24 protein-coding genes are annotated in these 25736 nt (G+C 70.0%); 15 read left to right on the top strand and 9 right to left on the bottom strand.

Features of this window, described 5'->3' with window-relative positions; genetic code table 11:
* Positions 1-385: 385 nt before the first annotated feature.
* Positions 386-1132 (top strand): SAM-dependent methyltransferase, encoded by a 747-nt coding sequence (locus tag ABT296_RS36010; protein WP_351933916.1) that lies wholly within the window; start codon positions 386-388, stop codon positions 1130-1132.
* Positions 1133-1195: 63 nt separating this feature from the next.
* On the opposite strand, the gene ABT296_RS36005 is transcribed toward ABT296_RS36010, so the two are convergent.
* Positions 1196-1843: a TetR/AcrR family transcriptional regulator gene (locus ABT296_RS36005; protein WP_351933918.1), complete on the bottom strand. Its 648-nt coding sequence runs from the start codon at positions 1841-1843 to the stop codon at positions 1196-1198.
* Between the two features lie 154 nt (positions 1844-1997).
* On the opposite strand from ABT296_RS36005, the gene ABT296_RS36000 reads away from it, so the two are divergent.
* The gene (locus ABT296_RS36000) at positions 1998-3467 is read left to right on the top strand and encodes an MFS transporter (protein WP_351933914.1); all 1470 of its coding nucleotides are present in this window, start codon (positions 1998-2000) and stop codon (positions 3465-3467) included.
* Positions 3468-3573: 106 nt separating this feature from the next.
* On the opposite strand, the gene ABT296_RS35995 is transcribed toward ABT296_RS36000, so the two are convergent.
* Positions 3574-5142 (bottom strand): flavin-containing monooxygenase, encoded by a 1569-nt coding sequence (locus ABT296_RS35995; RefSeq protein WP_351933912.1) that lies wholly within the window; start codon positions 5140-5142, stop codon positions 3574-3576.
* A 174-nt stretch (positions 5143-5316) separates the two neighbouring features.
* Here ABT296_RS35995 and ABT296_RS35990 point away from each other — a divergent pair, with 174 nt between their 5' ends.
* The 3 genes from ABT296_RS35990 (at position 5317) to ABT296_RS35980 (ending at position 6747) form a co-directional block, all read left to right on the top strand.
* On the top strand, positions 5317-5670 hold the full coding sequence (locus ABT296_RS35990) for a hypothetical protein (RefSeq protein ID WP_351933911.1): 354 nt from the start codon (positions 5317-5319) through the stop codon (positions 5668-5670).
* 117 nt (positions 5671-5787) lie between these two features.
* A complete protein-coding gene (locus ABT296_RS35985) occupies positions 5788-6333 on the top strand; it encodes a hypothetical protein (RefSeq protein ID WP_351933909.1) in 546 nt (181 codons plus the stop codon).
* Positions 6334-6456: 123 nt separating this feature from the next.
* A complete protein-coding gene (locus ABT296_RS35980; protein ID WP_351933907.1) occupies positions 6457-6747 on the top strand; it encodes a hypothetical protein in 291 nt (96 codons plus the stop codon).
* A 47-nt stretch (positions 6748-6794) separates the two neighbouring features.
* On the opposite strand, the gene ABT296_RS35975 is transcribed toward ABT296_RS35980, so the two are convergent.
* Both ABT296_RS35975 and ABT296_RS35970 read right to left on the bottom strand, forming a co-directional pair.
* Complete coding sequence (locus ABT296_RS35975) at positions 6795-7460, bottom strand: hypothetical protein (protein WP_351933905.1); 666 nt, start codon at positions 7458-7460, stop codon at positions 6795-6797.
* Positions 7461-7547: 87 nt separating this feature from the next.
* Complete coding sequence (locus ABT296_RS35970) at positions 7548-9443, bottom strand: ATP-binding cassette domain-containing protein (protein WP_351933903.1); 1896 nt, start codon at positions 9441-9443, stop codon at positions 7548-7550.
* Between the two features lie 351 nt (positions 9444-9794).
* Between ABT296_RS35970 and ABT296_RS35965 the strand changes: the two genes are divergently transcribed.
* Complete coding sequence (locus ABT296_RS35965) at positions 9795-10532, top strand: phosphotransferase (RefSeq protein WP_351933901.1); 738 nt, start codon at positions 9795-9797, stop codon at positions 10530-10532.
* Positions 10533-10592: 60 nt separating this feature from the next.
* Here the strand turns inward: ABT296_RS35965 and ABT296_RS35960 are convergent, their stop codons facing one another.
* Positions 10593-11330 carry a VOC family protein gene (locus tag ABT296_RS35960; protein ID WP_351933899.1) on the bottom strand — a complete coding sequence of 246 codons (738 nt, stop codon included), beginning with the start codon at positions 11328-11330 and terminating at the stop codon, positions 10593-10595.
* 174 nt (positions 11331-11504) lie between these two features.
* On the opposite strand from ABT296_RS35960, the gene ABT296_RS35955 reads away from it, so the two are divergent.
* Entirely contained in the window at positions 11505-12338 is an 834-nt protein-coding gene (locus ABT296_RS35955) for a maleylpyruvate isomerase family mycothiol-dependent enzyme (protein WP_351933897.1), read from the top strand.
* 188 nt (positions 12339-12526) lie between these two features.
* Here ABT296_RS35955 and ABT296_RS35950 read toward each other — a convergent pair whose 3' ends face one another.
* Positions 12527-13207, bottom strand: coding sequence for an NAD(P)H oxidoreductase (locus ABT296_RS35950; protein ID WP_351933895.1), 681 nt, complete (start codon positions 13205-13207; stop codon positions 12527-12529).
* A 109-nt stretch (positions 13208-13316) separates the two neighbouring features.
* Here ABT296_RS35950 and ABT296_RS35945 point away from each other — a divergent pair, with 109 nt between their 5' ends.
* The 4 genes from ABT296_RS35945 (at position 13317) to ABT296_RS35930 (ending at position 16536) form a co-directional block, all read left to right on the top strand.
* A complete protein-coding gene (locus ABT296_RS35945; protein ID WP_351933893.1) occupies positions 13317-14249 on the top strand; it encodes an AraC family transcriptional regulator in 933 nt (310 codons plus the stop codon).
* A 183-nt stretch (positions 14250-14432) separates the two neighbouring features.
* The gene (locus ABT296_RS35940; RefSeq protein WP_351933891.1) at positions 14433-14900 is read left to right on the top strand and encodes a hypothetical protein; all 468 of its coding nucleotides are present in this window, start codon (positions 14433-14435) and stop codon (positions 14898-14900) included.
* 155 nt (positions 14901-15055) lie between these two features.
* Positions 15056-15898, top strand: a complete 843-nt coding sequence (locus ABT296_RS35935) for a class I SAM-dependent methyltransferase (RefSeq protein ID WP_351933889.1) — start codon at positions 15056-15058, stop codon at positions 15896-15898.
* 275 nt (positions 15899-16173) lie between these two features.
* Positions 16174-16536 (top strand): hypothetical protein, encoded by a 363-nt coding sequence (locus ABT296_RS35930; protein ID WP_351933888.1) that lies wholly within the window; start codon positions 16174-16176, stop codon positions 16534-16536.
* Positions 16537-16575: 39 nt separating this feature from the next.
* Here ABT296_RS35930 and ABT296_RS35925 read toward each other — a convergent pair whose 3' ends face one another.
* Complete coding sequence (locus ABT296_RS35925; RefSeq protein WP_351933886.1) at positions 16576-17121, bottom strand: barstar family protein; 546 nt, start codon at positions 17119-17121, stop codon at positions 16576-16578.
* Positions 17122-17478: 357 nt separating this feature from the next.
* Entirely contained in the window at positions 17479-18084 is a 606-nt protein-coding gene (locus tag ABT296_RS35920) for a tellurite resistance TerB family protein (RefSeq protein ID WP_351933884.1), read from the bottom strand.
* 316 nt (positions 18085-18400) lie between these two features.
* On the opposite strand from ABT296_RS35920, the gene ABT296_RS35915 reads away from it, so the two are divergent.
* The 3 genes from ABT296_RS35915 (at position 18401) to ABT296_RS35905 (ending at position 22967) form a co-directional block, all read left to right on the top strand.
* Entirely contained in the window at positions 18401-18817 is a 417-nt protein-coding gene (locus tag ABT296_RS35915; RefSeq protein ID WP_351933883.1) for a hypothetical protein, read from the top strand.
* Between the two features lie 77 nt (positions 18818-18894).
* Positions 18895-20271 carry a tetratricopeptide repeat protein gene (locus tag ABT296_RS35910; RefSeq protein WP_351933881.1) on the top strand — a complete coding sequence of 459 codons (1377 nt, stop codon included), beginning with the start codon at positions 18895-18897 and terminating at the stop codon, positions 20269-20271.
* Between the two features lie 305 nt (positions 20272-20576).
* A complete protein-coding gene (locus ABT296_RS35905) occupies positions 20577-22967 on the top strand; it encodes a beta-L-arabinofuranosidase domain-containing protein (RefSeq protein WP_351933879.1) in 2391 nt (796 codons plus the stop codon).
* Positions 22968-23166: 199 nt separating this feature from the next.
* Here the strand turns inward: ABT296_RS35905 and ABT296_RS35900 are convergent, their stop codons facing one another.
* Positions 23167-23721 (bottom strand): universal stress protein, encoded by a 555-nt coding sequence (locus tag ABT296_RS35900; protein WP_351933877.1) that lies wholly within the window; start codon positions 23719-23721, stop codon positions 23167-23169.
* A 354-nt stretch (positions 23722-24075) separates the two neighbouring features.
* On the opposite strand from ABT296_RS35900, the gene ABT296_RS35895 reads away from it, so the two are divergent.
* The coding region (locus ABT296_RS35895; protein WP_351933875.1) for an RNA-guided endonuclease TnpB family protein at positions 24076-25736 on the top strand (1661 nt) is incomplete at its 3' end.

The following is a 25736-nucleotide window of genomic DNA, read 5'->3' as shown; positions in this document are numbered from 1 at the left end:
CCCCGCCGCAAGGCGGAGGCGGGGCGGGCCGGTGGCGCAACCCTGCCGCACCAGCGACAGACGGAAACGAGAGACCGTCCTCAAACCCAAGCCCCTGACACTTCGGCGATGTGACGGACCTTCCGGGCCGAAAGACCCGGAATACTGAGAGCCACTGAGGCTCTCAGCAACGGTGGACAGGGTGCGTGCGGATCGGATCCGGATCCTGGAGGTCAGTAATGCGATGGACACGCCGCTCCCCACGGCCGTAGCCTCGGCCGGTCCAGGTTCGGTCTTCGCTCGTCCTAAGAGGTGCATTTGATGACGGTCCAGGTATCCGCGGTCAACTCCCGTCGGCCGCACAGCGGAACCGTCATGACCTCCATGGACCGAAGGAATTCCTGTAGTGGATCTGCCACGTAGCTTCACCATCCGTGAGAGCAGCCATCGTGTCTGCAACCCGTTCACCAGCGAGAAGCTGAACCTGCTGGGGCGAGCCATCAGCCCCTCGCCGGGTACCCGGATTCTCGATCTCGCCTGCGGCAAGGGCGAGTTGCTGTGCACCTGGGCCCGGGACCACGCTGTCGCCGGCACCGGCGTGGACATCAGCACCGTCTTCCTCGACGCCGCCCGAAATCGGGCCTGGGAGCTGGGAGTTGCCGAGCGGGTCGACTTCGTGCACGGGGACGCCTCGGGGTATGTCGCCGAGGATCCCGTCGGTATCGCCGCCTGTGTCGGCGCGACCTGGATCGGCTCCGGAGTGGCGGGGACCGTCGAGTTGCTGCGGCGCAGTCTCCTTCCCGGCGGCATGATGCTGGTCGGCGAACCGTACTGGCGCCGTGAGCCCGAGGACCAAGCCGTCGTCGAGGGGTGTCACATGGCCCGCAAGGAGGACCTGCTCGCGCTGCCGGAACTGCTCGGACGGTTCGGAGACCTGGGCTGTGACGTCGTCGAGATGGTTCTGGCCGACCAGGACAGCTGGGACCGGTACGCCGCTGCGCAGTGGCTCAACACGCGCCGCTGGCTCGACGCCAACCCCGACGACGAACTGGCGGCCGACCTGCGGGCGGAACTGGCTGCGGCGCCCGTCCAGCACGCCAGGTACCAGCGCGAATACCTCGGGTGGGGCGTGTTCGTCCTGATGGACCGCTGACCCGACGCTCCCCGTGAGCCCCGGCGCCGCCGTGCGTCGGGGCTCACCCGCGTGGCACCGTCTTCAGGCGCCCGCTTGCAGACGCAGGCCGGCCAAGGTCAGGTCCAGGGCGGAGCGGAACTGGTCGACGTCGTCGTGGCCGTCGAACTCGTCGACGATCTCGTGCACGAACGGGAACCGCTCGGGGTCGAGTTCCCTCCAGTCCTGGGCGACCACGCCGAGGTATTCGTCGCGGTCGACGTCGCCCTCGATCATTTCCTGGGTCGGTTCCTGACCGAGGTCGACGGCGGAGCCGATGACGACTCCCATGACGGCGGACACCGCGTGGAACCGCTGGGACGCGGTGAGGTTGAGGCGGAGGGTCTGCTGGCCGAGCTTCTCGTACAGGCCCAGGGTGTTGTCCTGGATGCTGGTGTTGCGCATGAAGTACGAGCTCAGCCAAGGGCGTTGGACGATAGCGTCGAACAACGTGACGGCCATGGTGCGCAGATCGTCGATCGGGTCGTCACTGCGCGGGAGCTTCTCGACGTCGGCCAGGACGGGGCCCATGGCGTGGTCGGCGGCCCGGTCGAGCAGCTCGTCCTTGTTGGCGACGTACCAGTAGATGCTGGCGACGCCACCGCCGAGCCGCTGTGCGAGCGCCCGGAAGGTCAGGGCGGGGGCTCCCGCCTCGTCGAGCAGTGCCACCGCCTCGGCGAGCACGGACTCCATGGAGTGCGAAGCCCGTCGGCGTCCCCCGCCCGAGCGGTTCTGCTGGCGTGTCACGGCTTGATCCCTTCGCCCCTTGCATCGTATCGAACGTTGTTCTATCGTACCGCATCGTACGCCGTTCGATAACCGAACCATGTTCGATCGGAGGGTCATCATGACCACCGCAACGCTCCACACCCCCGCACGCACCTACACGTCCCTACGCGCGGCCTGGATTCCCCTCGCCGCCCTCTGCCTGGCCTTCTTCGTCGAGATGGTCGACAACACGCTGCTGTCGATCGCCCTGCCCACCATCGGCCGCGACCTCGGCAGCGGCACCACCGCCCTGCAGTGGGTCACCGGCGCCTACTCGCTGACCTTCGGCGGACTGCTGCTCACCGCCGGATCCATGGCCGACCGGCTCGGCCGGCGCCGCGTCCTGCTCATCGGCCTCGCCGTCTTCGGCGCGCTCAGCCTGTGCGTCGTCCTGGTCACCACGGCCGGCCAGCTCATCGCCCTGCGCGCCGCACTCGGCATAGCCGCCGCGGCCATGGCGCCGATCACGAACTCGCTGGTCTTCCGCCTGTTCGACGACAAGGCCCTGCGGATGCGCGCCATGACGGTGATGATCGTCGTCGGCATGTCCGGTTTCGTCCTCGGACCGCTCCTCGGCGGCACCGCCCTGGCCCATGTCGGCTGGGAGTGGCTGCTCCTCGTGAACGCCCCCATCGCCGTGATCGCCTGCGTCGGCGTACGGCTCGGCGTCCCCGCCGACCGGCCCGAGGACCTCACCAAGGACCGCCTCGACATCCCCGGCGCCGCCCTCAGCGTCGCCGCCATCGGGCTCGCCTGCTACTCGCTGACCAGCGGTGTCGAGCACGGCTGGCTCTCCGCCGTCACCCTCGCGTCGATCACCGGCGCCATCGCCGCGGCGGTCGCGTTCGTCCGCCACGAGCGCCGCAGCAAGGCCCCCATGCTCGATCTGAGGCTCTTCTCCAACGGCACGGTCCGTGGCGCCGCCATCGCACAGATCGGCACGTCCATCGCGATGGCCGGCGTGATGTTCGGGCTGATCCTCCACTTCCAGTACGCCTACGGGTGGAGCCCGGTACGGGCCGGCCTGGCCAACCTGCCGATCATCGTGACGATGCTGACCGCCACGCCCCTGTCCGAGTGGCTCGCGCGCCGCTACGGCCACCGCGTCGCCTGCCTCGTGGGCGCCGCCTGCCTGGCCGGATCCCTGGCCGGCCTCTCCTGGGCCGTCGACCACGGGTACGCCGCCATCGCCGCCTGCATGGTCGTCATGACCATCGGACTGCGGACCGTGATGACGATCTGCGCGGTCGCCCTCATCGACGCGATGCCCAGCAACCGCACCTCCATCGGCGCCGCCCTCAACGACACCGCCCAGGAAGTCGGCACCAGCGTCGGCACCGCGGTCGTCGGCACCCTGATCGCCGCCCTGGTCACCACCCAGCTCCCCGCCGGTACCTGGAGCAGCGGCCTCGTCGCCTCCTTCTTCCACGGCGAACGCGTCAGCTACGCACTGCTGGCCGTGGTCGTCGGCCTGATCGCAGCCGGCGGCGCGCTGACCCTCACCAACTCCCGCACCGTCGAGGAACACCCGGAAGAGGAGGCCGCGTGACCGCGCACCGTCGCCCACGCGGCCGGCCGCGCCACCTCTCCCCTCGCGCCGCACGAGCGTGCGCGCGACGGGGAAGCGGGCGCCGTGACGCTCACCCCCTGGCCGGCTACGGCGCCGTGGGGGCCGCGGTGGGCGCGCTCGGCCGGTTCCCGGCGGCGGCGCTGGAGAAGCGCAGGTGTTCGTCGACCAGAGGGCCGGAGCGGATCAGCTTGCGGTCGTCGAAGTAGTCCTTGGACATGAGCCACGGCGCGGCCTGCCCCTGCTTGGGCAGCTCGCCGAGCGAACGCTGGACGTAGCCGGCCGCGAAGTCGAGCAGAGGACGGGTGGGCATGCCGGGGTCGGCGACCGCCCGGACGGCGTCGTGACCACCGGCGTCCATGTGGTCGAGCAGCCTGATGAAGTACTCGCACAACAGGCCGACCTTGAGCGTCCAGGAGGCGTTGGTGTAGCCGATGGACAGGGCGAAGTTGGGGACGCCGCTGAGCATCAGACCGCGGTAGACGACCGTGTCGCGGTAGCGGACGGGCCGCCCGTCGACCGTCAGCTCGATACCGCCGGCGACCTGGAGGTTCAGGCCGGTCGCGGTGACGATGACGTCGGCGTCCAGGTGGCGCCCCGATGTCAGGAGAATCCCGGACTCGGTGAAGGTCTCGATGTGGTCGGTGACCATCGAGACGCGGCCCGCCCCGATCGCCTCGAACAGGTCGGCGTCCGGGACGGCGCAGAGCCGCTGGTCCCAGGGGGCGTAGGGCGGGTTGAAATGCGTGTCGACGTCGTACCCCGGGGGCAGGAGCCTGACGTTGGTCCGGCGGATGAACCGGCGGGCGGCCCGGGGGAAACGCTGGCAGAACCTCCACACCAGCCGTTGCCGAGTGATGTACAGCGAGCGGATCACGGTGTGCGCGCGATCGGCGCTGAGCAGCCGCTTGAGGAGCTGGGCGGTCCGGTCGGTGCGGGGGATCGGCATGACGTAGCTCGGGGTGCGCTGCAACAATGTGACGTGCCGGGCGCTCTCGGCCAGGGCGGGTCCCAGGGTGACGGCGGTGGCACCGCTGCCGATGACCACGATCCGCTTGTCCGCCCAGTCGAGGCCCTCGGGCCAGTGCTGCGGATGTACGACCTCCCCGGCGAACCGCTCGCGGCCGGGGAAGGCCGGTGTGTACCCCTCGTCGTAGCGGTAGTAGCCGCCGCCGCAGAAGATCCAGCGAGCGCTGACGAGCTTCTCCACCGGACCCTCGCCGGACCCGGCCCGGACCCGGACCAGCCAACGCGCCGTTGCCGTCGACCACTCCGCGCGTACGACCCGGTGGCCGAAACGGACCCGTTCGAGCAGGCCGTTCTCCTCCGCGGTCTCGCGCAGGTAGTCGAGGATTCGAGAAGCGTCGGCGATGGTCTCCTGGTCGCGCCAGGGCTTGAACCCGTAGCCGAAGGTGTACAGGTCGGAGTCGGACCGGACGCCGGGATAGCGGAACAGGTCCCATGTGCCCCCGATGCCGTCGCGGGCCTCCAGGATCACGAACGACTTCCGGGGCGCCTCGACGGCCAGATGCCGGGCGGCACCGAGCCCGGAGATCCCGGCACCGACGACCAGGACATCCACCCGCTCCACCTCTCCGGACGCACCGCTCGCCCCGGCCGGGTCCGGTGAGGGGACGCGGTGGCTCTTGTCGGTCATCGGCACTCCCGGTGCTCCGGAGGAACAGCTTCGGCACCAGTGTCGGTGAGGGAGGCGCCGGGAGCGAGGTTCGTCATCACTCGCACGACGACACCGTCGCCGCCATGGCCGGCCCAGCGCCTACAGGCCCCCTGCCACTCCCGCCCTGACCCGGGATATCCGACACTTGCCCCCGTGAGCACTCCGACCGGCGACGACACCGACAGACCGCTCGATCCCACCCTGGCGGTCATGGCCAACAACATCTGCGGCATCCTCCACGGAGCCATCGACCCCTCCCTGGTCGCCTCCCGCTTGGGCGCACACGGCTGGAGGACCCGGTCCTCCTCCTGGTACGCCTACGAGGCCGAAACCGCCTGGTGCCGCATCGAGATCGACCCCGCCGGGGCCGACACAACCCTGCTCAACGGCGTGATCGCCCCCCACCGGCTGAACGACTTGGCCGCACTGCTCACCCGGCTCGGCTGGCACCACAGCCTCGAACTCTCCGACGAGGACGACAACATCATCGAGGTACGCCACCACTGACCCACCTCTCGCGCCAAGGTGGGCAATCGTCGCGCTGTACGCGGCACACAAGCTGCCGCAGACTCACGAAAGAGGCTGAGCCGCAAGGCACTTGGCGGGCAGGGGGAGTCGGACGCAGTGGATACGACGACGCAGGTGATCACGGTGGCGGCGACGCTCAGCGGCGCGGTGCTGACCTTCTGGGCCAACGCCCATGTGGAACGGCGCCGGGGGCGCGACGCCCGCGAACTCGAAGTGATGCGCCGGGCCGCGGAACACGCGCACTGGCTGCGCGACGAACGCCTGAACGCCTACGTGCAACTCTCCCTCGCCGGGGAGGAAGTCCTGCAGTTCGTACGCTCCGAACTGCCGATGCTCGCCCCGCCCGCCGGCCGCGAGCAGTGGGCCGCCGCCGAGAGCAGATGGCGCGAGCTGCGGACGGAATTCCGCAAGGCCTACAACCAGGTCGCCCTGTTCGCCACGGACGAAGTACGCACCGCTGCGCACGAGATGTGGGTCACCGGCTGGAAGGCAGCCAACGAATACCTACGTGACCTCTCCGAAGCCGCGCAGCCGGTCGAACCGGCCGACTGGAAGGCGCGCGCCCACGAAACGGCGATGCGCATGGGCAGAGCCGGCGACGCCTTCCTGGACCGCTGCCGACAGGAGATCGCCACGCCGTGAGGCAGCACTCCACGTCCGCAGGCCGCCCGAAGGGCTTGGCCGGGCGGGGTGGGCGTTGCGAGGATTCGAGCGCAATGGCATCCATGGGAAGCGGGGCTACGACAAGTGAGGAACTGGCGACTTATGCGCGGCGACATCCTGGTCGGTGAGCTGCATGAGTACGGGATCGACCAACCGTCCTTCCTGGCGCACTTCAGTCCGGGCCCGGGGTGGGACGGCATCGGCAGCCTCTTTGAGGCCTGGGCATCTTTGAGTGGCCCGGACCCGGACGGGGCCTGCACGCTTGCCGTCCTGATGCCTTTGCGTGACTTGGACTTGGTCCTGGTGCCGGCTGACAGCGAACAGACCCCGCTGGAGGTCTTCAAGAACTGCTCGCTGCGCATCGACGGGCGAGAGGCTCGTCTCCGCTACTGACCAGCGCTGCCCGAATGCGCTCAGGCACGGCGGTGGAGCCTCTCGGGCTACCTGTAGTGATTCAGGTATGCCTGCTGTGCCTTGCTGAGAGACGGGTCGTCCCCGCTCTCGACGCCCTCATGGATGCGGTTCTCGATCCAGAAGCGGTACGCCCACTCCTCGAAGGTGGGAGCGCAGTACTGGAGCGCCTCCAGCTGCTCGTCGAAGTCGTCGATGTCACTGTTCCCGTTGAACTCACCGCCGCTGCGGTGGGCTTCGTACTCGTACTCGTACTCAAGGTGGGAGTGCACTATGAAGGCCGGGCTGCCGGGCCGCAGGTAGAAGTACCAGAGGACGCAGTCCTGTTGGTCGCGGAAGAAGCGGACCAGGAAGGCGCCGGGCTCGACCGGACTGGGTATCGGCGGGGAAAGGCTGCTCCAACAGCAAGTCAGCGACGGATCGCCCAGGATGTCTTGAAGATTCGCCGAGGAGTAGTAGGTGATGAAGTCCTGGGGGAGTGACAGCCCTTGGCGATCCAGCTCCTCCGTCACCGCGCCAAGCTCGGCGAGGTGTTTCACGGAGGTCCCGCTGGGCCCGCCGAGCCAGTCGAAGCTTCCCTTGAAGCGTTGGTTGCCCAACGGCGGCAAGGAGTCAAGGGAGTGACGGTCGTGGGGGCCGGAGCGATGGCCGTCCAGATCGCTTCCGTACCAGCCGGCCTCGAAGTGGATGCTCATCTGCCCGGTTCCCTACGTGACTTGGCTCGGCTGCCAGAGCCTCCTGCGTTGCGGGTTCGTGGAGATTTTAGGGCCGTGCGCGGCAGGTCAGCGGTCCTGGGAGAGCTGCAGGAGTTCGGCGAAGGTTCCACCGCCGTGGACGAGGTCGTCGTAGTTGCCCTGTTCGGTGATGCGGCCGTGTTCCATGACGACGATATGGTCGGCGATCTTGGTGTTCTCCAGGCGGTGGGTGACCACGATGGTGATGCGGTCGCCGGCGATGGCCTTGATCTGCTCGAAGACGCCGTGTTCACCGCGTGGGTCCATCTGGGAGGTGGGCTCGTCGAGGATGAGCAGCTCGGGCTTGCGGTACAGGGCTCGGGAGCAGGCGACGCGCTGCCACAGGCCGCCGGAGAGTTCCGATCCGCCGAAGATGTCGCGGGCGAGGAGGGTGTCCAGTCCGGCGGGCAGGTCGTCGACGGCCTCGCGCAGCCCGACCGCGTCGACCGCTTCCCACACGGCCGTGTCGTCGTGGGTGCGGGGCTGGCCGAGGGTGATGTTCTCCCGTACGCGCAGGGGCCATTGGGCGAAGATCTGCGGCACCAGGCCCGTGTTCGCCCACACGCTCGCGGGGTCGACCTGCGCGAGGTCCCTGCCGTTCCAGGTGACCTTGCCCTTGTCGGGGAGGTAGATCCCGGTGAGCAGCCGGGTCAGGGTGGACTTGCCGGAACCGTTCGCTCCGACGATCGCCAGGATCTCGCCGCGCCGTAGCGTGAGGGACACGCCGTTCACCGCGGGCTTCTCCTTGCCGGGGTACTGGTAGACGGCTTCCTCGACCTTGATCTCGTCGACCGGGCCGGTCATGGCGTGGGGGCCGCGCTGGGGCGCGCGGGCTCCCGCGTCGTCGAGGAAGGACTGCATGTCGCCGAGGTAGAGGCTGGTGTGGAACACGGCGGCGCCGTTGATGACGACCTGGGACAGGGCGGCGAGCGTCGTCTGTACGGCGACGACCGCGGTGGCGGCGACGGCGAGGTCGATGCGTCCGCTGACGGCGAGCCAGGCCAGCGCGGACCAGGTGATGACGAGGAAGAAGCCGCCGGCCAGCGAGGACAGCAGGGAGATCCGCAAGGTCCGCGGCGCGGCGGCGAGAGTGCGGCGGTCGCAGCGGTCGGACAGGGCGCGGTACCAGTAGATGAGGTAGTCGGTCATCGAGTTGGCGCGGACCTCGTCGCCGTACTTCGAGGTGGTGGCCCACCAGCGCATCATCCCGCGGACGTTGCGATCGGCGACGTTGGCGTAGTGGGTCTCGTAGTCCACCCGGGCCGTCAGGACGGCTCCGAGTCCGGCGGGGAGCACGGCGAGCAGAAGCAGCGGCAGCATCAGGACGTTCAGCACCGACAGGACACCGCCCGCGGTGAGCATACGGATCAGGGCGGACATAAGCCGCTGCGCGTCGGCGACCATCACCAGCGTACGGATCACCCCCATCTCGGCGGCCTCCTGCCGGTCCGAGAAGCCGTCCACGGCGTACGCTGCGGCCTCCACCCGGCACACCGCCTCGACCAGCGCGGTGTCCGTCTCCGTCATCAGCCGGGGAGTGATCCGCCGTTCGGCATACGTGGCCACCGAGGCCGCACCGCGTCCGAGCGCCGCGGCCAGGGCCACCACCACCAGCGCGGGCAGCGCACTGCGCAGCCGGTCGGCGACGGCGTCGTCCGACAGGATCGGCTCCATCGCGGCAGCGGTCGCGGCGAGCAGGACCGCGGCCGAGACCCCGGTGACCACCTGGCAGCCCAGCAGGAGCCGCACCGCGCGCCGGTCGGTCCGCCACGACAGCCGGGCGATCCGGCGCAGCACCTTGGGGATCTGCGCGCACATCCGCGCGAAGGACACCTCGGCGAGCGGATTGACGGAGTAACTCCCGCTGTACGTGATCTCCGCGGGCGGTGGTGGTGGGGGAGGTGGCACGGGAGGCTGCTGTTCATTCGCGGCGGTCGACGTCATCGTGATCCCCCTGACGGTTGTCCGGCGTGGTCGACAGGCTCAACGACCGGACACGGATATCGAACACATGTATTTCGGTCGATTCCGGAACCCCGAGCTGGAGCGTGCGTCAGCATGTGGAGGGTGCATGGACCCGTCTGCCGCAACGGGTGTGCGGCGTAAGGCGGTTGGCCGAAACGCCGACGGTCGGGCGCGCAGCCGCACCGATGGGTGCGTGCCCCTCGCCCGGCCGTGGGAGCGGATCGGTCCCGACTCCGAGACGCGGTGGAACGGGCCGTACGCCATCCTCCGTGGACAGGGCCGTTCGAGCGCCCGTAGCAGGGGTGGCCGTCGTTGGGGCAGGGTGGGGGCATGTCCGAGTCGTTCATGCCGGGTGGGTTCGTCAGTGCGGTCGTTCGTGTGGGGGACACGGTGCGTCGTCCGGCGACTGCTCGTACGGGGTTCGTCGCCGACCTGCTGAGACTCCTCGAAGCCCGCGGCTGGAACGGGGCTCCGCGGTATCTCGGTGTGGACGGTCAGGGTCGTGAGGTGCTCAGCTACGTCGACGGGCACGTGGCGTGGGAACGGCGCCAGCCCGCTGCCGTGTCGTCGGAGGAGAGCCTGGCCGCGGTCGCCCGGCTCGTACGCGAGTTCCACGACCTCACCGCAGGCACCTCCCTGGCCGGCGACAGCGAGGTTGTCTGCCACAACGACCTGTCGCCCAGGAACACCGTCTACCGGCCGGCCGACGGCCTGCTTCGGCCGGCCGCGTTCATCGACTGGGACCTCGCGGCGCCGGGCGCACGCATCCACGACGTCGCACATGTCTGCTGGCAGTACCTCGGTCTCGGCCCCGCGGTGACCGACGTCGGCGAGGCGGCCCGGCGCATGAGGCTCATCGCCGACAGCTACGGCCTGCCCGACCGGCAGCGCCTCGTGTCCACGGTCCTGTGGTGGCAGGACCGGTGCCGGCGGGGCATCGAGACCGGGGCCGACGCGGGCGATCCGGCCATGGTCCGCCTTCGCGAGGCCGGAGTGGTGAGAGAAGTGCGGGAGGCGTACCAGTGGGTCTTTGGCCACCGGCGTGAACTGGGACGCGCCTTGCGGTGAGAGTGCGTGCCGGATGCCTCCCCGGCCGATGAAGCGGCCGGGCCGGTGCTCAGGGCGAGGTCAGCGAGGCGTGAGCAGGCAGAACTCGTTGCCTTCCGGGTCGGCCAGCACGGTCCAGTGGATCGCGGACCGGTCGAAGTCGGGGTCGGTGGCGCCCAGGGAGCGCAGGCGGGCCGCCTCCGCCGCCATGTCCTCCCCGGTGTAGGGGCAGATGTCGAGGTGGACGCGGTTCCACCCGCTCTTGGTGCCGGGGGTGCGGACGAACTCCAGATAGGGTCCGACGCCCTGCGCCGAGCGCAGGGTCGCGTGGTCGTCGTCCACGCGGTGGAGCGTCCAGTCCATCGCCTCGTCCCAGAACCGGGCCATCGCCCTGGGGTCGGTGCAGTCGACCACCACCGTGGCGATCGGCCCGGTGTCCAGGTACATCTCGCGGGGCTCCAGGACGCAGAACTCGTTGCCCTCCGGGTCCGCCATCACCGTCCAGGGAACATCGCCCTGCCCGATGTCGGCGAGGGTCGCGCCGAGACCCTGGAGGCGTGCGACCAACTCCGCCTGATGGGCGAGCGAGGTGGTGGCCAGATCAAGGTGGACCCGGTTCTTCACGGTCTTCGGTTCCGGCCGGGCGACGAGGTCGATGAAGAGGGCCGAGGGGTCGGGATAGGGCAGGCCCGCGGGTTCGAGGTTGGTGACACCCGGCCCTTCGCTGTCGATACCCCAACCGAGCGCCTCCGCCCAGAACCGACCGAGCGCGGAGTCGTCCTGGGCCTTCATGTTGATCTGCACAAGTCTCGTCGCCATGACCAAGATCCTATAATCGGCCACTCCGACCCGCTGCGAACACATGATCTACCGGTTGGACGGTCGTGGCCCGGCCCGTACCCACCGACCTTGCCCGGAACTCTTGCTCCGCATGGACACGTCTGGTTCTGTACCGCGCTACAAGCGTGATGACGTGCGAGGAGAGAGACCAGCGTGGAGCGGGGAATACAGGCCGACGTCAGGGACTCCTGCCTGCCGGAGGGGCTGGGCCGGGCGATACGGGAGACCGCGGAGGCGATCGCCGCGCTGCTGGGGGGCGCGACGGACGACGACATGGGCGGTCGGGTGCCGGGGCTGGAATGGACGACCGGTGAGACGGCCGCCCATCTGGCCATGGCCAACGGTTTGATGGCCGATCTCGCGTGCGGCCGGGAACGTCCTTACGGGGACGGCACTCCGCAGGGCATCGCGGCAGCCAACGCGCTCAGTCTCGCCGAGTTCCCCGAGCGCGGCGCGGAGCCGCTGGCCGCGATGCTCCTGGAGCGGACGGAGGCGTTCCTGACCGCGGTGGAGCGGGCGGCGGCGGAGGGCAGTGCGGGCAGGACGTTGCAGACCCCGCTCGGCCTCATGGACCAGGAGGTCCTGGCCGCGTACCTGCTGACCCACATGCTGGGCCACGGCTACGACCTCGCCCGCGCGCTGCGCCGCCCGCACATGATCGATGCGGCGCGGGTCGGACTGTGCGTGCCGTTCCTGAAGACGGCGATGCCGCGTATCGCGGTGGCGAGCACGTTGACGGCCCGGTTCACCCTGCGTATCCGGGGCGGCGCGGCCTTCGGTGTCACGTTCACGGACGGCGTGGTGGAGGTGCTGCCCGGCCCGCCCGAGCGTTCGGACTGCACCGTTCTCACCGAGCCGGTCGTCTTCCTCCTGATCGCGTTGGGACGCCTGGGGCCTTGGCAGGCCATGGCACGCGGCGGTGTCCTCGCCTGGGGCCGCAAGCCGTGGCTCGCCCCCCGCTTTCCCACGCTGTTCAAGGCGCCCTGAGCTCGGGCTCCCGAGGCGGGGAAGGCGTGCTGCGTGCGGCGTCCGCCGTACGGCGGTCCCCTCGCGGAGGCTAGGGCGGGCGACGGCCCGGGCGGGCGCGGCATGGTGCACCGGCACCCGCCCGGGCGCGCAGACGTGGCGTTCGGGCGATTCCGGCGGGCCTGCCGGTCGTCTCCGGGTTGGTCCGCTCAGGCCGCGACCGGTTCGGCCGCGAGGAACTCGTCCACGAACTTCAGGGTCCGACGGTCGAAGTCGGCGTACTGGGCTTCCCGTTCGGCATCCGTGACGGCGTCGCCGATGTGCAGGTTGCCCTCGGCGTCGACACGCTGCGGCCGCTCCTCCGCGTCGAGGAGCAGGCCCACCGTGGACTGCGAGAAGCCGCAGTAGTAGGCGATACCCTCGCTCAGCCCGGCCTCCAGGACGGACTGCATCCCCTCCGCGATCGGATCGTCCGCGGTGGCTCCGGCCAGGCCGAGCCAGAGCATGCGCTTGCCGGCCAGGCGGGGCTTGCTGCGACCGTAGGCGAACCCGTAGTTCCACACCCGGTCGATCCAACCCTTGAGTACGGCGGGCACGCTCTGCCAGTACACGGGGAAGGCGGCGACGATGACGTCGGCGTCGAGAATGCGCCGCATGTGCGCGTGCGTCTCCTGCGAGTACGTCTTCTCCCGGTCGCCCCAGTCCGGCTGGTCCGCCACGTTCATCCGAGGGTCGAACCCCTCGGCGTGCAGGTCGAGCAGGTCGATGCGGTAACCGGCGGCCTCGAGGCGGGCGGCCGCACGGCGGGCGGTGTGCGCGGTGAGGGAATCGCTGCGGTGGTGTGCGACGACCACGAGAGCGGTCCTGGTGTCACTGCTGTGCTGCGGCACGGTGTCTCCCTACGGGGGCTCTGTTCGGTGCTTCCAGTACATCCGCGGCCGCGTAGATGATCCATGGGAGAAACTCTCCAGCACATAGGAGAGCGTCTACGATTCCTCTATGGATCCCCTGAGTTCGCTGCTGAGCGGAATCCGCGCCGAGGGCTCGGTCGTCACCCACGCCGTCCTGACCGCGCCCTGGACCATCCGCTTCGCCGACGCCGCACCGCTCACCATGGTCACCGTGCTGCGCGGCGGCGGCACCCTGCTGCTCGCCGACGGCACCGAGCGAGTGATCAACGCGGGCGACACCGCCATCGTGCGCGGCCCCGCACCCTTCCACCTCGCCGACGAACCCGACACCGCCCAACGCCCGCACGCGGAGTACGAGATCAGCTGCTTCACCGCGGACGACTCCTGCCCGGACGAGGAGTTCGCCGGCATCAACTGGGGCACCGACCCGGACGACGGAGCCACGGCCCTCATCGTGGGCGCCTACCGGGCCTGGGGCCACCGCCACGAACGGCTGCTGCGCGCGCTGCCGCCCGTCCTGGTCGTCACCGAGGACGCCGAGGTCTGCGCCTGGCTGGAGAGTTCGGCCGCCGACGCCGCCCGGTTCTCGGCCGGTTCGCAGGCGCTGATGGACCGGCTCCTCGACTGGGCCCTGGTGTGCACGCTGCGCACCTGGTTCGACCGGGCGGGCTCCGACGCGCCGAGCTGGTACCGCGGCCTCGCCGACCCGGTCCTCGCACCCGCCCTGCACGCCTTCCACCGTCGGCCCGCCGATACGTGGACGGTTGCGTCGCTCGCCGCACAAGCCGGTGTCTCCCGGGCGCTGTTCGCAAGACGCTTCACGCAGCTGATGGGCCGCCCGCCCCTCGCCTACCTCACCGAGTGCCGCATGGACGACGCCGAGACCCTCCTGGCAGACACCGATCTCAGCATCGCCCAGATCGCGAAGTCCGTCGGCTACGCGGACGCCTTCGGCTTCAGCGCGGCCTTCAAACGCCACAAAGGGCATAGCCCGAGTACGTTCCGAGCCCGAGCGGCCTGAACCGCCGCACGGACCAGGCCAGTTGGCGGGAGGCAGGGCGCGAGCGAGGCAAGTCGCGACCACGGCACATCACGGGCGCGCCCTTCGAACGCACCGTCACAGGACCGTCACTCGGCCACGAAGCCCCCGTCCAACGGCACATGATGCCCACTCAGCTCATGTGCACGGCCTTGGGGGAACACCATGGGAATCCGTACGACCGCAGCGGCGCTCGCCGCCGCAGCTCTCCTCGCACTGACCGCATGCGGCAGCGGCGGCGACGACACCGGTGCCAGTGAGACCGGCACATCGACCGAGGAATCCAGCACGACGGCGAAGGACCCGACCGAGGAATCCGGCACCCCGCCGAAGGGCGACCCCAAGGACGACCCCAAGGACGCTCCCGATGAAGACGGCGGCGACGACGGCGGCGAAGCGCAGGCCGAAACGGCGACGCTGCCCGATCTCGTGGGCCTCGACCTCCAGGCAGCCCAGGACGAAGCGCAGGCCGCCGGCTTCTACCTCCTCGACGACCAGGACGCCAGCGGACAGAACCGCCTCCAGGTCCTCGACCGCAACTGGACCGTGTGCAGCCAGGAACCCGCAGCCGGTGAGCACCCCACGGACACACTCATCACCCTGAACGCGGTCAAGGACGACGAGAGCTGCTGACCCTCGTCGGACGTAGCCGTCCGTGGGAGGGGGCGACGGCATCGAACGGATTGCACCCGTACGGCGGTACGGCGCTCGCCGGCCAGGGGCGGCGCCCGGTTCTAGGCTCGGCGCAGGACGGCATCGGCAGCGTAGGGACGAGGGAGGCATGTGGCATGTCGGATACGGCGGACGCGCGTGAGGCGGATCGCGCGCTCAAAGCGAAGCACCGGACGATGTGGGCGCTCGGTGACTACCCGGCGGTGGCCAGGCAGGTCGTGGCGGCACTCGGACCGGCGCTGGTGGATGCCTGCGCGGTGAAGACCGGCGACCGGGTCCTGGACGTCGCCGCCGGTTCCGGGAACGCCTCGATCCCGGCCGCGCTGGCGGGCGGGGAAGTGGTCGCCTCCGACCTCACGCCCGAACTGCTGGCCGTGGGACAGCGGGAGGCCGAGGAACGCGGCGCCACGCTGGCCTGGCAGGAGGCGGACGCCGAGGCGCTGCCGTTCGAGGACGCAACCTTCGACACGGTGATGTCCTGCGTCGGGGTCATGTTCGCCCCGCACCACCAGGTCGCCGCCGACGAGCTGGTGCGGGTCTGCCGGCCCGGAGGCACGATCGGGCTGCTGAGCTGGACCCCCGAGGGGTTCATCGGGCAGATGTTCGCCACGATGAAGCCGTACGCCCCGCCGCCGCCCCCCGGCGCGCAGCCGCCGCCGCTGTGGGGACAGGAGAAGCACGTGCGCGAGCTGCTCGGCGACCGTGTCACCGACGTCGAGGGGCACCGCCGGACGATCCGCGTGGACATGTTCGGGGGGCCGGAGGAGTTCCGGGACTTCTTCAAGGCCGCCTACGGCCCGACCATCGCGGTCTACCGCAACCTCGCCGACGACCCCGAGCGGACGGCCGCCCTGGACACCGCCCTCACCGACCTGGCCGCCGGCGCGCTGCGGGACGGCGGCATGGAGTGGGAGTACCTGCTGCTCACCGCCCGCAAGAACGGCGCCGACGCCGGATGACCCGGTGGGCGCGGCGCCCTGAAGACTTCTGACGCCGACGGCGCCGTGCCCGGCCCGTCTGTCCTCCGGGCAGGCGGGCCGTTGCCGCGCCGGGGTCGTCCACGGCGTTGAGTTCAGTTCCAGGCGGGTTCCTGGGGCGGGCGGTTGGCGCAGAACCGGCACGGAGTGCGTGGACGACGACCCGTCCATGGCTCAACTCCGTGGCCGAAGCGGCCCTACAGCGAGGGGCGGAGGGACCTCTGGCGCGTGCGGCGAGAGGCGCGCACCATGATTGTATGAAGACGAAACTTGCGTCCGGGGCGCGATCCGCTTCCAAGGGATCCGTTCTCTCCCTGTGGTCCGAGGACTCGATTCTCTCGATCGGATCGAAGGGGTCGGTTCTCTCCATCGGATCGGTCGGTTCTGCCATGTCGGTCGGCTCGGTCGGGAGCTATTTGTCCGTCGGCTCGGTTGGTTCGTCTCTTTCGCTTCTGTCGGCAGGGTCATGGCTCAGTGTCGGGTCTGTACTGTCCGCACAGTCGAAATGGTCGGTTCTGTCCTGGCGGTCATCCCGCCAGTTTCTCTCCGCCGGGGTGATCGCGGTCGTTATCGGGGCCGGTTTGTTGAGGAGCCGGGAATTCGAGGGGGGCTCGGCCTGATTGGTCAAAACCAGGGCTCGCCGCCCGGGATTCAGGGGGTCACGGTCGCCAGACCGCGAGATCCAGGGCCACGGTGAGGAAATCTCCTTCGACGGAGACGACGATGTCCGGGTCCTCGATCTCGGCCGCGAACCCCTCCGCCGGCACCTCGTCCAGCAGGAAGATGAAGTGCTCGATCACCGCTGGAATGCCGCGAGGCTCGCCGTCCGGATCGACCTCGGTGTTCGCGCGGTCGGCGGCCTGGCAGAGCACCGACACGAACACCCTGAGGTGATCCGCCCCGAGGAGAGTGTCCGCCCCGTGCACAATCACGGCGATCCCGGCCTTGCCGGCGGCGTGACCGTGGAGATCATCAAGGCAGTCGACCAGGGCATCCCAGTTTCGCCCGAAATGTCCAGGGAATCCGATCGCCCGGGCGAAGGCGTCACACGTACTCGGCTCGTCGCGCAGGTCGTCGGCGTGCAGCTCGTAGACCCGACCACCCGCAGTACGCAGCGCCTCCACCTGCTCTTCGAATGCGACCGCCCCGCGCGACCCGAAGATGACCCAGGGCGGCTCCGGCTTGCTCACATCGAACGGGGCCACATCCGTCCCTTCAGTGGAGCCTCGTTGCGTCTGGCGGTGAAGGGGCCACGCATCGCACTGGTCCTGCCTCCAGGGCCCCTGATGATCCACCGCTTGCCCCGCTCTTGCTCCAGTGGTCCGGAGTGCTCCGGCAGGTCGCACCGGGAGATTCCCGTCCGGATGTTGCGGACGACCTCGTTGGCGACCTGCCGGTCCGATATGCGTAGCCCTTCCAGGCGCGGCTGCCGAAATCAGCGGAGCAATTGACTCCCAGACTTGAGCGGCGAGTTCTTCGCGCCGAAAGTTCCCATCATGATCCGACCCCTCCTGGACTCGGAAAGCCGTCCTCCACCAGGCGTTTTCACTGGCGAGCCAAACTCAGAGCTGGAACTCCGCAGGGGACAGCCCCAGAGCCCCGCACGCCTCCCGGAGCACCATCTGCTCGGCCTGGGAGAAGTGCCCGTCGGCGCCGGCGATGACCATGCCGGTCTGGATGACCGCCCGGGCCTCGGTCGGCTTCTTGGCCGCCTTGGCGATGTCCTGGAGAGCCTCGGCCTTGCCCTGCGCGAAGTTTCTGGTGAGCTGGTCGACGTGCTTGTGGAAGCGCTGGCGCAGCTGCTCCGGCGGGAAGTTCTGGAGCACGTCGTTGCCGAGGATCATCGACTCCATCTGCTGGATCTCGCTCGCGTCCACCTGGCCGTCGGCAGCCGCTACCAGCGCGCACATCGCCATGCTCGCGTCACGGTAGGCGCCGCTCTTCAGCTCGGTCTTGATCGAGCCGAGCTGGTTTTTGAGCAGACCCACCAGCTGCGCGCGCGAGCCCCCGCGCGAACCACTGGGCGAGGCGCCGTGCGAGCCGCCGTGCGAGCCGCCGTACGGGGATCCCCCCTGCTGGGTGCCCGCCTGCTGGGCGCCGCCCTGACGGCCCTGCATCTGCTGCTGCACGGTCTTCGCCTGGTCCTTGAGCCGGTCGAACAGTGCCATCGAGGTCACCCCTGTGCTTGAACTGTGTGATCTTTCTCCTTGAACGCCCCGCCTCCGGCAAAGGTTCCTCCGCACCGGCAGACGGGTGGCCGAAGGCATGCGGCCGACCGGCTCGCGTCCGCCGCCCTCGCTGCGGCGGCTTCAACGTCCACTCGGCGATATCGAGCCAGGGTCACTGGCAATTCCCCCGACTCGAATTCCTGAACGCGATAAAACCTTCGACAGGGCTACGGCCTCGCGTGGACCGAAGTCTGCGCGCAGGCGGCTCGGCCTGCTCGTATCGAGGGCTGCCGGGCGTATGTCGGGAGGAGCTGGCGTGGTGAACATCCTGTCCGTCGCTGTCGGGGCTGGTCTCGGCCTCGTCGGGGCCGTGTTCGGGTCCTGGTTCACCGCGCGCAGGCAGGATCGTATGTGGTTGCGGGAGCAGAAGCTCAAAGCCGGTGTCGGCTTCAACTCGGCTGTGGTCCAACTGATCGACTACCTCCGGGACGCACGACTCAGTGACGACGGTGCCGGCGCCAACGAACTGGTCGGCCGCATGCAGGAAGCCCGGTCAGCCCTGTACCTCCTGTGTGCCGACGACACCGTGGAGCTCGCCGACGCCCTCGCCCGTCGGGTCTGGACCTCCCGGCCCAGCGAGGGCAGGGACGACCGCAGGGCGGAGCACAGGCAAACCGAGCAACTGCTCCGCCGCTTCACCCGTCAACTCCGGCAAGAGATCGCCCGGACGTAGTCTCGGTCGGCACGTTGATGGGGGTCCGGCGCCCAACGGATGCCGAGCCCGGCAACGGTTGCTCGTAGGCTCGGACGGTGAACATCGAAGATCTCGAGTGGCAGGCGCGGACCCTCGGCGGGATATCTCCACGCCTGGTCACCATGCTGGTGGAGCGGGGCGAGACAGAGCTGTTGGTCGAGGCCGCGAAGGAGCGGGGGGAGTGGTTCTGCGCCCAGGCGGCGGCCCGGGAGCTGTCCCGGGCGGGCGAGACCGAGCGCGCCCTGGACGTGCTGGCGCCGTTCGCCGAAGCCGGGTGGGACCGGGCACGGTGGGAGAGCGCGGAGGTCCTGCTCGAAGCGGGGAGAGTGCGGCAGGCGCTGGACGCCGTCCGGCCGGACGAGACCGGTCTCGCCTCCGAGCGGTTGTGCCACGACTTCGCTCAACTGCTCTCCAAGGCCGGGAGGTTGGACGATGCGATCTCCGTACTCACACCGCATCTGGACAGTGAGTGGATCCTGTCCGCCCTCGTCGAACTGACAGAGGGGCAGGACCGTGATGAGCAGGTACTGGGGCTGATCGCACCGCGAGCGGAGCGTGCCCGCCGCGCCCGCGGCGAGAAGCGATGGGTCTTCCACCCCGGCAACGCGCAAGAACTCCAGGCCCAGGTCTTGGAGCGAGCAGGCCGGGTGGACGAGGCCGTACGCATACTTGGGGCGGATGTCGAGGCCGGGCGGGTACTGAACCAGAACACAGTGACCGCGTACGCCGAACTCCTGCAACGCAACAGGCGTATGGAGGAACTGCGCGCACTGGCCACCGGTGTACGCGCGGGCAAGACGCTCGCGTACTACGCGCGGGCGCTCGAAGCGGACGGCCGGGCCGGTGAGGCCGAGGCCGCGCTGCGGCGGGCCATCGCGGCCGCCGAGTATCCGGACCGCTTCCGCTGGCCGCTGATCGAACTGCTCGGCCGCCAGGGGAGGATCGATGAGGCCGTCGAGGTGGGGCGCCCGGTGTTCGACGACTTCGATATCTGCCTTCTCCCCAGCGTTCTCGAGTTGCTGTGCAAAGCCGGCCGTCCGGATGACGCCTTGGCGCTGCTCGACGAACGCAGTGACGAATTCTTCGAGGAGCACGCGTCCTGGATCGGTTCGAACCGGATCTGGGTGCTGGTCGAGACTGGCCGGTACGAGGAAGCGCTCGCCTACGCCGGGACGCTGCCGCCGGACATGTACGGCCTCACGGCCGGCAAGGCGTGGATCCTTGAGGAGACGGGGCGCCTTGAGGAGGCCATCGCCCTGCTGAGGGCGGACACCGGGGCGCGGGGGTCGGCGCTCGCCGAACTGCTCATCCGGCATGGCCGCGCCGCTGAAGCCGTCGCCGGAATGCCCTCCCTCGCCGAACTGCACGCGGCGAGCCGACGGCGGGAGGCGGCCGCGCAGGCCGATGCAGGCCCCGACAACCCGCCCTTCTAGCGCGTGCGGCCTCCGATACGGCATCACCGGAGCTACCCGCAGCTACCTACGGCGTCACCGGAGCAACCCGCGGCCGCTCCCGCGCTGACACGACCAGTACGGCCTGATGGGTCGACGGAAGACCGATCCGGCGTCTGGACGTGACCGCGCTTCAGGTGTTGTCATGTTATCTACGACCTTTACAACGATGTACAGAGTCGGGCGGTGGGGCCGTCCGGCTGCGCCGGCACGCCCGCCCCTCCGGGGGCGACCCCGTGAACGACCTTGGCACGCTCCCCCCTCCCCGCACGGACAGGAGCTCCCGCATGACCGTCGACCGCCGCGCCTTCCTCACCGCCAGCGCCCTCGCGCTGGGCGCCGTCACGCTCAACGTCCGCCTCCCGCAACCCGCTTCGGCCGCCGCGCCGCTCGCCGCCGCGGACGCCTTCCGCAAGCTGCCCGCCGGCAGCGTCACCGCGCGCGGCTGGCTGGCCGGACAACTCCGGCTGCTGCTCACGGGCTTGTTCGGACGGTACGAGCAGCGATCGCACTTCCTGGACTTCGCCGGCACCGGCTGGGTGAACCCGGACCGCACGGGCTGGGAGGAGGTCACCTACTGGCTGCGCGGCTACATCCCCCTCGCGGTGGCGACCCGCGACTCCGCCGCCCTGGCGAACGCCCGCCGCTGGGTCGACGCCATCCTCGCCACCCAGGCAGGCGACGGCTACTTCGGCCCACGCGCCCTGCGCACCTCGCTCAACGGCGGACCCGACTTCTGGCCCTTCCTGCCGCTGCTGATGGCACTGCGCACCTGGGAGGAGTACTCCGGCGACAGCCGGATCGTGCCCTTCGTCACCCGCTTCCTGCGCTTCATGAACGCGCAGGGCAAATCGGCGTTCGACTCCAGCTGGGTCTCCTACCGTTGGGGCGACGGGCTGGACATCGCCCACTGGCTGCACGGCCGCACCGGTGAGGCCTTCCTGGTGGACCTCGCCGCCAAGATGCACACCTGGGGCGCGAACTGGACCGGCGCGAGCCCCAGCCCCCACAACGTCAACATCGCCCAGGGCTTCCGCGAACCGGCCCAGTACGCACAGTTCAACGGCTCCGCCGACCTCACCCGCGCCACCTACCGGGCCTACGACGAAGTACTGCGCGCCTACGGGCAGTTCCCGGGCGGCGGCATCGCCGGCGACGAGAACTACCGGCCCGGCTTCGACGACCCCCGGCAGGGCTTCGAGACCTGCGGCATCGTCGAGTTCATGGCCAGCCACGAACTGCTGACCCGTATCACCGGCGACCCGGTGTGGGCCGACCGGTGCGAGGACCTCGCGTTCAACATGCTGCCGGCCGCCCTCGACCCGCAGGGCAAGGCGATCCACTACGTCACCAGCGCCAACAGCGTCGACCTCGACAACCGGACGAAGACCCAAGGGCAGTTCCAGAACGGCTTCGCCATGCAGGCGTTCCAGCCGGGCGTCGACAACTACCGCTGCTGCCCGCACAACTACGGCATGGGCTGGCCCTACTTCACCGAGGAGCTGTGGCTGGGCAGCCCCGACAACGGTGTCGTAGCCGCCATGTACGCGCCCAGCCAGGTGCGTACCACGGTCGGCGCGTCCCGCACGGCCGTCACCCTCACCCAGGCGACGGACTACCCCTTCGGCGACACCGTCACGATCACCGTCACCACCCCGGCACCCGTCGCCTTCCCTTTGCGACTGCGGGTGCCCGGCTGGTGCCGGGGCCCGCGGCTCACCGTCAACGGACAGCGGGTCGACGCCCCGGACGGACCCGCCTTCGCCAAGGTGGACCGGACCTGGCGCAACGGCGACACCGTCACCCTTCAGCTTCCGCAACGCACCACACTGCGGACCTGGCCGGGCAACCACGGCGCGGTCAGTGTCGATCACGGGCCGCTGACGTACTCGCTGCGGATCGGCGAGCGGTACGTGCGGTACGCGGGCACCGAGGCGTTCCCCGAGTACGAGGTGCACGCCACCACCCCCTGGAACTACGGCCTGGCCCCCGACATCCGGGCGGTCGTGACCCGATCCGGCGCACCCGTCCCCGACAACCCCTTCACCCACGAGACCGTGCCCCTCCGGATCACCGCCGACGCGCGCCGCATCCCGGAATGGATCGCCGACAACGAGAACGTCGTCGCTCCGCTCCAGGACGGCCCGGCCCGCTCGACCGCCGCCGTCGAACGCGTCACCCTCATCCCGATGGGCGCCGCCCGTCTACGGATCACCGCGTTCCCGGTGGCGTCCCCCGAAGGCCGGCCGTGGACGCCCGAACCGCGGTTCTGGCGCATCCAGAACAAGCACAGCGGCAAGGTCCTCGCCGTGGACGGCATGTCGCTCGCCAACAGCGCCCGCGTGGTGCAGTTCTCGAACACCGGAACCGCCGACCACGCCTGGCAGTTGGTGGACCGCGGCGACGGCTGGTTCCTCGTCCGTAACGGACACAGCGGCAAGGTCCTCGGCGTGGACCTGATGTCCACCGCCGACAGCGCGATCGTCGTCCAGTACGAGGACAACGGCACCGCCGACCACCTCTGGACCCGAGTCGAGGACACCGACGGCTGGTTCAGGCTCCGCAACCAGAACAGCGGCAAGGTCCTGGGAGTGGACCGCATGTCCACCGCGGACAGCGCCCAGGTGGTCCAGTTCGCCGACAACGGCACGGCCGACCATCTGTGGCGGCTCGTCTGAGGCGCCGCCCAACGCACAAATGACGCGTCAGTCATGTCAGTTGACGTCGACACGCGGCTCCGGCCCTTGCTGTCAACGGTGTCGAGCATCATGACGGGGTGTCGCCAGAGCCCGGCGGGCCCGGCCCGGTGGAGCACCGGCCCGGCCCGCGCGGGAGTGCTCGGAACGCGACTCCGCACGCGCAGGCGCCCCTCAGCGCTCACGGAGTCTGGCACTGCCCTTCGATGTGCCGGACGTCCAGGCGCAGGTGCAGGAGGTTTCGGCGGTGGGCTGTGTCCAGGGTGGCTTGCAGAGGGGACGGGGGTACGGCGAGGACGGGGCAGGTGGCGTGGGCCAGGCAGTGGCGGCTCACCGACGGCCACAGGGCGCGGCGCAGGCGGCCGCGTCGGCCGGCGCCGATGACGAGGACGTCGGTGTCCCGGTCGGCGATCCGTACCAGCGCCGGTCCCGGGACACCCCGGGTGATCAGCGCCTGCCCGGCGAGCCCGAACTCCGTGCTGCCGAACATGCCACGCAGCGCCTTCAGGAGCCGCTCCCGCGCGTGGCGTTCCCAGTCCTCGGTGAGGGCGGCCGCGGTGGACGACTTGCGGGCGGCGAGGGTCGCGTCGGGCGGTTCCCAGGCCAGCACCGGCCACAGCTCGGCCCGCCGCCTGCGGGCCTCCTCGGCGGCGCGGGCCAGGGCGGTGAGACTGCCCGGCGAACCGCTCACTCCCACGATGAGGCGAGCGTTCGAGGGCGGGTGGGACGGGGACATCCGATCCTCCTTGAGGCCGTTCCCATCACACTCCTCCGGCGGGCGTTCGGACACTGTTCGCCCTGCTTCTTGGCACTCTCCTGACGGCACCCTGAGAGCGAGAAGTCCGAGCGCCCATTCCGTCTAGGCCCACAGCTGGGTGCTGGGCTCCGGCCCCAGCAGCGTCTCTCCGACAGGCGCGTGCGAAGGACTTTCCCGAACCGTGCAACCCTTTCGCGATCTCGGAGGTCTTGCACGAGCTGTCCATGACCGTGTCATGCCATGTTTCGGTTCGTGTTCTCTGGAGTAGCCCGTGCGCAAACGCACCCTCCTGATGTCCGCCACCCTGCTCGCCTCCGGCCTCACCCCCTGGCCATGTCCGGTGCCGAGGCCGCCGCCGGCACCGCGGGTGATGTGAACAAGGACGGATACCGGGACGTGGTCCTCTCAGCGCCGGACGCCACCGTGGCGGGCCGTGCGAAGGCCGGCGCCGTGGTCGTGCTCTACGGCGGCGCGCGCGGCATCGATCCCGCCAGGCGCACCGTACTGACACAGAACTCGACCGGTGTTCCGGGAGCCGCGGAGTCCGGTGACCGCTTCGGCGCCGCCGTCGTCGTGTCCGACCTCGACCGCGACGGCTACGGCGACCTCGTCATCGGCGCGCCCGGTGAGGACCTCGCGGGCGATGACGGCGGCGGCACGGTCACCGTCGTCTACGGCACGTCCTCGGGACTGACCAAGGCCAAGTCGGTGCAGGATCCCTGGCCGTATTCCCACGACGCCTACGGGCGGACGCTCGCGGTGGGGACGTACGACGGACTGAACCCCGTCAACGACGGCAAGCTGTCGATCGCAGTGGGGGCCAACGGCACCGAAGTCGCTTACATCCCGGCCGACTTGAGCCCGCAGACGGGAACCTCGGGCACCGGGTTCCCCTACAACCCCGCCCACGGCATCGTCGCGATGACGGCGATCGACCTGCCCGCCGGCAACGACGACCGCCTGATCGTCCACGGCCGCGGCGACTCCGACGGCGGCTTCGGTTACGACGGCACCGGTGACGACCCCCGCACCTTCTTCGCCGACCCGGCCGGGTTCCAGGACGCCACCCTGCCGGCCGGCCTCACCTCCGCCGTGGGCGACCTGGACGGAAACGGTTCCCCCGACCTCGTCGTCGGCAACCCGGAGGACCCCTCGCAGGGCCCGGACTCCGCGCTCGGCGGCAAGGTCACCATCTACTACGGCGCCGGGTACACGGGCTCCCCGAGCCGCGTCCAGACCATCACGCAGGCCACGGCGGGCGTGCCCGGTGCCGGTGAGGCGAAGGACCGCTTCGGCGCTTCCCTCGCGATCGGCGACACCGACAAGGACGGCCGCGCCGACCTCGTGATCGGCGCCCCGGGCGAGAACGGCGCGAGCGGCACCGACGGCCGGCACATCACCCTGCCCCGCCTCGGCACGATCCGCACCCACGAGCCCACCGCGGGGCTCCTCGCCCGTGTGCAGGCCGGGACGGCCCGGATCCTGTCCGCGACCGTCCGGCAGACACGCGGACACTGGTTCGTCTCCTTCCAGGTCGAGGTGAAACGCGACCTGCTACGCGTTGCCCGCCCGGACGTAGCGGTAGGGATCGACCTCGGCGTGAAGACCCTCGCGGTGATGGCCGACAGCACCGGAGAGATCCGCGAAGTGGCCAACCCCCGGCACCTGGAGGCTGCGCTGAAGCAGCTGCGCCGCGCCTCCCGTGTCGTCTCCCGCCGCCGGGGCCCCGACCGCAGGAGCGGGCAGAAGCCGTCCAAGCGGTGGGATAAGGCCAACGCCCAGCGGAACAAGGTCCACCACCGGGTGGCGAACCTGCGCGCCGATGCCCTGCACAAGCTCACCACCAGCGTGGCCGGCCAGTACGGCACCGTCGTCGTGGAGGACCTCAACGTCGCGGGAATGCTCCGCAACCGGCGGCTGGCCCGCCGGATCGCCGACGCCGGGTTCGGGGAGATCCGCCGCCAGCTCGCCTACAAGACCCGGCGCAACGGCTG

The organism is Streptomyces sp. NPDC000983 (assembly GCF_040299205.1).
Classification (GTDB): domain Bacteria; phylum Actinomycetota; class Actinomycetes; order Streptomycetales; family Streptomycetaceae; genus Streptomyces.
Note: the sequence above shows the minus strand (reverse complement) of the source record. Positions and strands in the feature narration are given on the sequence as shown.